At 67.0% G+C, this 6,841-nt stretch carries 7 protein-coding genes; 3 read left to right on the forward strand and 4 right to left on the reverse strand.

Going from position 1 to position 6,841, the window contains the following annotated elements; translation table 11 throughout:
* On the reverse strand, positions 1–2,116 hold a 2,116-nt coding region (gene ftsH / locus A5712_RS10305; RefSeq protein WP_068104131.1), incomplete at its 3' end, for an ATP-dependent zinc metalloprotease FtsH.
* A gap of 233 nt (positions 2,117–2,349) precedes the next feature.
* On the reverse strand, positions 2,350–2,751 hold the full coding sequence (locus A5712_RS10310) for a VOC family protein (RefSeq protein ID WP_068104133.1): 402 nt from the start codon (positions 2,749–2,751) through the stop codon (positions 2,350–2,352).
* Between the two features lie 71 nt (positions 2,752–2,822).
* Between A5712_RS10310 and A5712_RS10315 the strand changes: the two genes are divergently transcribed.
* Genes A5712_RS10315 through A5712_RS10325 form a run of 3 tightly spaced genes read left to right on the forward strand, consistent with a single transcriptional unit; the run spans position 2,823 to position 5,991 of the window.
* A complete protein-coding gene (locus A5712_RS10315; RefSeq protein ID WP_156766505.1) occupies positions 2,823–3,788 on the forward strand; it encodes an alpha/beta fold hydrolase in 966 nt (321 codons plus the stop codon).
* Complete coding sequence (locus A5712_RS10320) at positions 3,788–4,978, forward strand: LLM class flavin-dependent oxidoreductase (protein ID WP_068104141.1); 1,191 nt, start codon at positions 3,788–3,790, stop codon at positions 4,976–4,978. Before A5712_RS10315 ends, A5712_RS10320 begins: the two co-directional genes overlap by 1 nt.
* Positions 4,978–5,991, forward strand: a complete 1,014-nt coding sequence (locus tag A5712_RS10325) for a zinc-binding dehydrogenase (RefSeq protein WP_068104137.1) — start codon at positions 4,978–4,980, stop codon at positions 5,989–5,991. The genes A5712_RS10320 and A5712_RS10325 overlap by 1 nt, the downstream gene beginning before the upstream one ends.
* A 14-nt stretch (positions 5,992–6,005) precedes the next feature.
* Here A5712_RS10325 and A5712_RS10330 read toward each other — a convergent pair whose 3' ends face one another.
* Both A5712_RS10330 and A5712_RS10335 read right to left on the reverse strand, forming a co-directional pair.
* Complete coding sequence (locus tag A5712_RS10330) at positions 6,006–6,290, reverse strand: WXG100 family type VII secretion target (RefSeq protein WP_068104139.1); 285 nt, start codon at positions 6,288–6,290, stop codon at positions 6,006–6,008.
* A gap of 29 nt (positions 6,291–6,319) precedes the next feature.
* The gene (locus tag A5712_RS10335) at positions 6,320–6,616 is read right to left on the reverse strand and encodes a WXG100 family type VII secretion target (RefSeq protein ID WP_068104140.1); all 297 of its coding nucleotides are present in this window, start codon (positions 6,614–6,616) and stop codon (positions 6,320–6,322) included.
* Positions 6,617–6,841 lie beyond the last annotated feature (225 nt).

Raw genomic sequence — 6,841 nt, forward strand, 5'->3', positions numbered from 1 at the left:
AGCCCGCCGGGGCACCGTAGTCCGGCTGGGTCGGACCGTGCGGAGCGGGCTCTCGATTGCCGCCGGGCTGGCCGCCGTGAGAACCGTTGGGGCCGTTCGCGTTTCTGTCGGCCTCCGCGCGGGCGGCCTCGGCGGCTTCGCTGGCCGCGGCGATGGCCGCCTTGAAGGCCGGCTCGGCGACCGGTGGCGGCCACGGCTCGCCACGCTCCATGGCCAGCTCGCCGGGCGTCTTGATCGGCGGCTTGTCCGAGGGGATGCGGCCACCGAAGTCGTCGAACATGGTGAGCCGCGGGCGCTTTTCGACGCCGGAGAAGATGCCCTCCAGTTCGGGCCGGTGCAAGGTTTCCTTCTCGAGCAGCTCACCGGCCAGCGTGTCGAGCACGTCGCGGTATTCGGTGAGGATCTCCCAGGCCTCGGTGTGCGCGGCCTCGATCAGCTTGCGCACCTCGTCGTCGATGTCGCGGGCGACCTCGTGCGAGTAGTCGGCCTGCGTTCCCATGGTGCGGCCCAGGAACGGGTCACCGTGCTCGGTGCCGTACTTGACGGCGCCCAGCTTGGAACTCATCCCGAATTCCGTGACCATCGAGCGCGCGATCTTGGTGGCCTGCTCGATGTCGGACACGGCGCCCGTGGTGGGCTCGCGGAACACCAGTTCCTCGGCGGCGCGCCCGCCCATCGCGAACACCAGCTGGGCGATCATCTCCGAGCGGGTCCGCAGTCCCTTGTCTTCCTCGGGCACCGCGACCGCGTGCCCGCCCGTGCGTCCGCGGGCCAGGATCGTCACCTTGTAGACCGGGTCGATGTCCGGCATCGCCCAGGCCGCCAGCGTGTGCCCGCCCTCGTGGTAGGCGGTGATCTTCTTCTCCTGCTCGCTGATGATCCGGCCCTTGCGGCGCGGGCCGCCGATCACCCGGTCCACCGCCTCTTCCAGTGCGGGGCCGGTGATGACGGTGCCGTTTTCGCGCGCGGTCAGCAGCGCCGCCTCGTTGATCACGTTGGCCAGGTCGGCGCCGGTCATGCCGACGGTCCGCTTGGCCAGCCCGTCCAGGTCGGCGTCCGGGGCGATCGGCTTGCCCTTGGAGTGCACCCTCAAGACGGCCCGGCGGCCGGCCAGGTCGGGGTTGGAGACGGGGATCTGGCGGTCGAAGCGACCGGGCCGCAGCAGCGCCGGGTCGAGGATATCGGGGCGGTTGGTGGCCGCGATCAGGATGACGCCGGCGCGGTCGCCGAAACCGTCCATCTCGACCAGCAACTGGTTGAGCGTCTGCTCGCGCTCGTCGTGGCCGCCGCCCAGCCCGGCGCCGCGCTGACGGCCGACCGCGTCGATCTCGTCGACGAAGATGATGCACGGGCTGTTCTGCTTGGCCTGCTCGAACAGGTCTCGCACGCGCGAGGCGCCGACGCCGACGAACATCTCGACGAAGTCGGAGCCGGAGATCGTGAAGAACGGCACCCCGGCCTCGCCGGCGACGGCGCGGGCCAGCAGCGTCTTGCCGGTTCCGGGCGGGCCGTAGAGCAGCACGCCCTTGGGGATCTTGGCGCCCAGTGCTTGGTATCTGCTGGGGTTCTGCAGGAAGTCCTTGATCTCGTAGAGCTCCTCGACCGCCTCGTCGACGCCCGCGACGTCGGCGAAGGTGGTCTTGGGCATGTCCTTGTTGAGCATCTTCGCCCGGGACTTGCCGAACCCGAAGCCCATCCGGGCGCCGCCCTGCATGCGGGAGAACATCACGAACAGGCCCACCAGCAACAGCAGCGGCAGCACGTAGACGAGCAACTCGCCCAGGATGCTGCCCTCGTTCACGACGGTGCTGACCTTCGCGTTCTTGGTGTTGAGCGCGTTGAACAGGTCGACCGCGTATCCACTGGGGTATTTGGTGATGACCTTGTCGGAGTTGTCGGTGTCCTTGTTGCCCTTCTTCAGGGTCAACCGCAGCTGCTGCTCGCGATCGTCGATCTGCGCGCTCTTGACGTTGTCGCCGCTGATCTGGGCCATCGCCACCGAGGTGTCGACGGGCTTGTAACCGCGGGTGTCGTCGCTAAAGTAAAAAAACGACCAACCCAGCAGCACCACAACGGCGATCGCCGTGAGGGTGCGAATCACGTTTTTCCGGTTCATCAATCATCGGCCTCGTCGGCCAGGTCCTTCCCCGATACACGAAGCTGCAAAAGTCCAGGCTACCGCTAGTGTCGATCGCCAGCCCCGGCGAGCCGGGGCGCAGCGGGTCGGCACCATGTGGCTAGTGTCGATCGCCAGCCCCGGCGAGCCGGGGCGTCACGGTTCTCACGAGATAACGAGCGGCAGTTCCCGGTCTGGTTCCCGGCGTGGCAAACCACACAATCTCCGAGCGATCACTCGTAGTAGCGGGCCTCGACCACATTGCCGTCCGGGTCGGCGAAGTAGTACGTCTGCGGTGCCCACCCTCGGGCCCCGAAACTGTGGGTGAGCCGCGCGCCGGTGTCCACGCCCGCGGCGTGCAGGCGCGCATCCAGCGCGTCGTATTCGGCTTTCGACAGCGCGAGGCAGACGTGGTTGAGGGGGTGGCCGGCACTTCCCTCGGCCACCGCGGACGAGGCCAGCTCAACCGGCATCAGGTCGATGATGGAGTCGTCGCACACCCGCACGCTCGGGAACGGCGCCTCGCCGGCCTCGAACTCGGCGAAACGTTCCGGCGTCAGCCCGACCACTCTCGAGTAGAAATCCATTGCCGCGCGCGCGTCCCTCGTCCAAAGAACCACGTGGTCCAATCGCATCCCCAAATTATGGGACTCAGGCGATAAAGAAAGCCCTTCTCAGCCCGGGGTCCTTGTGATTTGGTGAAACGGTGCTTTCGTCAACCCAGCGGTTAGTAGACACAAATGGCGTGCAATTGCGGGTGACCGAGGCGGGAGATCGCGGCGCGCCCGTGGTGATTCTGGCCCATGGCTTTCCCGAGTTGGCCTATTCATGGCGACACCAGATACCGGCCCTCGCCGAGGCCGGCTATCACGTGCTGGCGCCCGATCAGCGCGGCTACGGTGGATCGTCGCGTCCGGACCCGATCGAGGCGTACAACATTCACGAATTGACCGCCGACCTGGTCGGATTGCTCGACGACGTCGGCGCCGAGCGCGCCGTGTGGATCGGGCACGACTGGGGCGCGCCCGTCGCGTGGCATGCGCCGCTGTTGCACCCCGACCGGGTCGCGGCGGTCGCCGCGCTCAGCGTGCCGGCGCTGCCCCGCTCGCAGGTGGCGCCGACGCGGGCGTGGCGCAAGCTGTTCGGTGAGAACTTCTTCTACATCCTCTACTTCCAGGAGCCCGGCGTCGCCGACGCCGAACTCGGGGGCGACCCCGCCCGCACCATGCGACGGATGATGGGCGGCCTCAACGGTTCCGGCGGCGCGGACGCGCTGCTGCGGATGGCCGCCCCCGGACCCGAAGGCTTCATCGATCGGCTCCCCGAGCCGGACGGGTTGCCGGATTGGATCAGCCAGGACGAGCTCGACCATTACATCGCCGAATTCTCCCGAACAGGATTCACCGGCGGCCTGAACTGGTACCGAAATTTCGACCGCAACTGGGAAACCACGGCCGATCTCGACGGCGCGAAGATTGACGTGCCGTGCCTCTTTATCGCCGGAACCGGCGACCCGGTGCTGTCGTTCACCAGTCGCGACCGCGTTTCGGAGGTGATCTCCGGCCCATACCGCGAGGTGCTGATCGAAGGGGCCGGACATTGGCTGCAGCAAGAACGGCCCGACGAGGTGAACGCGGCACTGCTCGAGTTCCTCAAAGGAGTGGAATGGTGATGGGTGTCCCGCTGCGTTTCGGCGTCTTCATTACGCCTTTTCATCCCACCGGCCAATCCCCTACGGTCGCATTGGAATACGACATGGAGCGCGTCGTCGCGCTGGACCGCCTCGGCTTCGACGAAGCCTGGTTCGGCGAGCACCACTCGGGTGGTTACGAGCTGATCGCCTGCCCGGAAGTGTTCATCGCCGCCGCGGCGGAGCGCACGAAGCACATCCGGCTGGGCACCGGAGTGGTGTCGCTGCCCTACCACCACCCGCTGATGGTGGCCGACCGCTGGGTGCTGCTGGACCACCTGACCCGCGGCCGGGTCATGTTCGGCACCGGGCCCGGCGCGCTGCCGTCGGACGCGTACATGATGGGCATCGACCCGGTCGATCAGCGACACATGATGCAGGAATCCCTCGAGGCGATCCTGGCGCTGTTTCGCGCGGGCCCATCCGAACGGGTCGACCGCCACACCGACTGGTTCACGCTGCGCGACGCCCAGTTGCACATCCGCCCCTTCACCTGGCCTTACCCGGAGATATCCACGGCGGCAATGATTTCCCCGTCCGGACCGCGGCTGGCCGGCGCGCTGGGCACGTCGCTGCTCTCGCTGTCGATGTCGGTGCCGGGCGGTTACGCCGCGCTGGAGAACACCTGGGAGGTGGTGCGCGAGCAGGCCGCCAAGGTCGGCCGCGACGAGCCGGACCGGACTTCGTGGCGCGTTTTGAGCATCATGCACATTGCCGACAGCCGTGAGCAGGCCATCGAGGATTGCACATACGGGCTACAGGATTTCGCGAACTACTTCGGCGCGGCGGGCTTCGTGCCGCTGTCCAACGAGGTCGACGGCGAGGCGCAGACGCCGTATGAGTTCGTGGCGGACTATGCGGCCAAGGGCAATTGCTGCATCGGCACGCCGGACGACGCGATCGCGCACATCGAAGACCTGCTCGAACGGTCGGGCGGTTTCGGGACATTGCTGATGCTCGGCCACGACTGGGCCTCACCGGAAGCGACGTACCACTGCTATGACCTGATGGCCCGCAAGGTGATTCCCTACTTCAAGGGACAGCTCGAGGCGTCGCGGTCGTCGCACGACTGGGCCAGGGGCATGCGCGACCAATTGATCGGGCGCGCCGGTGATGCCATCGTCAAGGCCATCACCGAGCACGTCGACGAGCAGAAAGGCGTGGAAAGCTGATGCGCGCTGCGGTGTTACGAGACGGACGGATGGTCTACCGCGACGAAGTGCCCGAACCGGTGCCCGGCCCGGGTCAGGTGCTGGTCGGCGTGCGGGCGTGCGGAATCTGCGGCTCCGACTTGCATTTTGCCGCCCACGGTGACGAGGTGATGGAGATGACGGCCCAAGTGGCGGCCGACGCCGGCGGCATGGGCGTCGACCTGAACAGCGACGTCTACATGGGTCACGAGTTCAGCGCCGAGGTGCTCGAAGCCGGACCGGATACGGACACCCATCCGCCGGGCACCATGGTCACCTCGATTCCGGTTCTGTTGTCTCCCAAGGGCGTCGAGCCGATCGTCTACAGCAACAGCACGATCGGCGGCTACGCCGAACGGATGCTGCTCTCGGCGCCGCTGCTGTTGCCCATCCCGAACGGCCTCGATTACAAGCATGCCGCGTTGACCGAACCCATGGCGGTGGGATTGCACGCCGTCAACAAGTCCAACATCACGCCGGGCGAGACGGCACTAGTGCTCGGTTGCGGTCCGATCGGGATCGCGATCATCGCCGCCCTTCGAGCGCGCGGGGTGGAAACCATTGTGGCATGCGACTTTTCCCCGAAGCGGCGCGAGCTGGCCACCGCGATGGGCGCGCACCGGACGCTGGACGCGGCCCAGGGATCACCCTTCGACTCCGTCAAAGCGGCGGTCGTGTTCGAGGCGATCGGTGTGCCGGGAATCATCGATGACGTACTGCGCCGCGCGCGGCCCGGCACCCGCCTGGTTGTCGCGGGGGTGTGCATGCAGGCCGACACCGTGCATCCCTTCTTCGCGATCGCTAAAGAGATCAGCGTGCAGTTCGTCCTCGCCTACAACCCGGAGGAGTTCGGCGACTCGCTGCGCGCGCTGGCCGAGGGCGAGATCGACGTCACGCCGGTGATCACCGGGGAGGTCGGGCTCGACGGGGTCGGCCAGGCCTTCGACGACCTGGCCGACCCCGAGCGGCACTGCAAGATCCTGGTGACGCCGTAGGCGGACCCCAGTAGCTAGCCCCAGCTGGATCCGACGGTGCTGTCGGTGCTGGCCATGTTGCTGCCGGCCGCCTGCACTTTCTGACCGTGGGTGTTGGCCTGCTCGTAGATCACCTGGAAGTTGCGCCCCAGCTCGGTGACGAACTGCTGGCAGGCCGTCGAGCCGGCGCCGCCCCAAAAGTCCCCGGCGGCAAGCACATCGCGAACGATGGCCTGGTGCTCGGCTTCCAGTGACGCGGCCTGCGCGCGGATGGTGGCGCCGTGTGCGTCGACATCACCGAATTGATAGTTGATGGTCATGCGAGTCTCTCCTGCTCTTGATCGGTTGGCTAGCTGCCCAGCACCTGCTGGGAGGCCTGTTCTTGCTGCTCGTAGTTGTTCGCGTCGCGGGCCAGGCCGTCGCGCACCCCGTGCAGCATGGTGACGATGTTGCGGAAGGCCTGATTCATCTGGCCCATGGTGTCCAGCGAGGTCGCCTGCGCCTGGCCGCTCCAGCCCGCGCCGGAGATGTTCTGCGCGGACGCCCACATCTTGCGGGCCTCGTCCTCGACGGTCTGGGCGTGGACCTCGAAGCGGCCCGCCATGTCCCGCATCGCGTGCGGATCGGTCATGAATCGTGTGGTCATGTCATGTCTCCTTCGAAAACAGTTGTAATGTTTGCTAATTGGTTATCGGTGAACTGCGTAACCGCTCCCTCCCTCCGGTCATCCGACCACGCGAGGGAGCACGCTGACGCGTGGCAATTCGGCGGCACCGGATGCACGCATCTCCATGCCGGCGACCGTGGTGGCGGGAAGGCCGCGGGCCATCATCGGCGACGCGGCAGGGGCGCCCGATACCGGTGACACGGC

The organism is Mycobacterium sp. E2327 (assembly GCF_001672675.1).
Taxonomy (GTDB): Bacteria; Actinomycetota; Actinomycetes; order Mycobacteriales; family Mycobacteriaceae; genus Mycobacterium.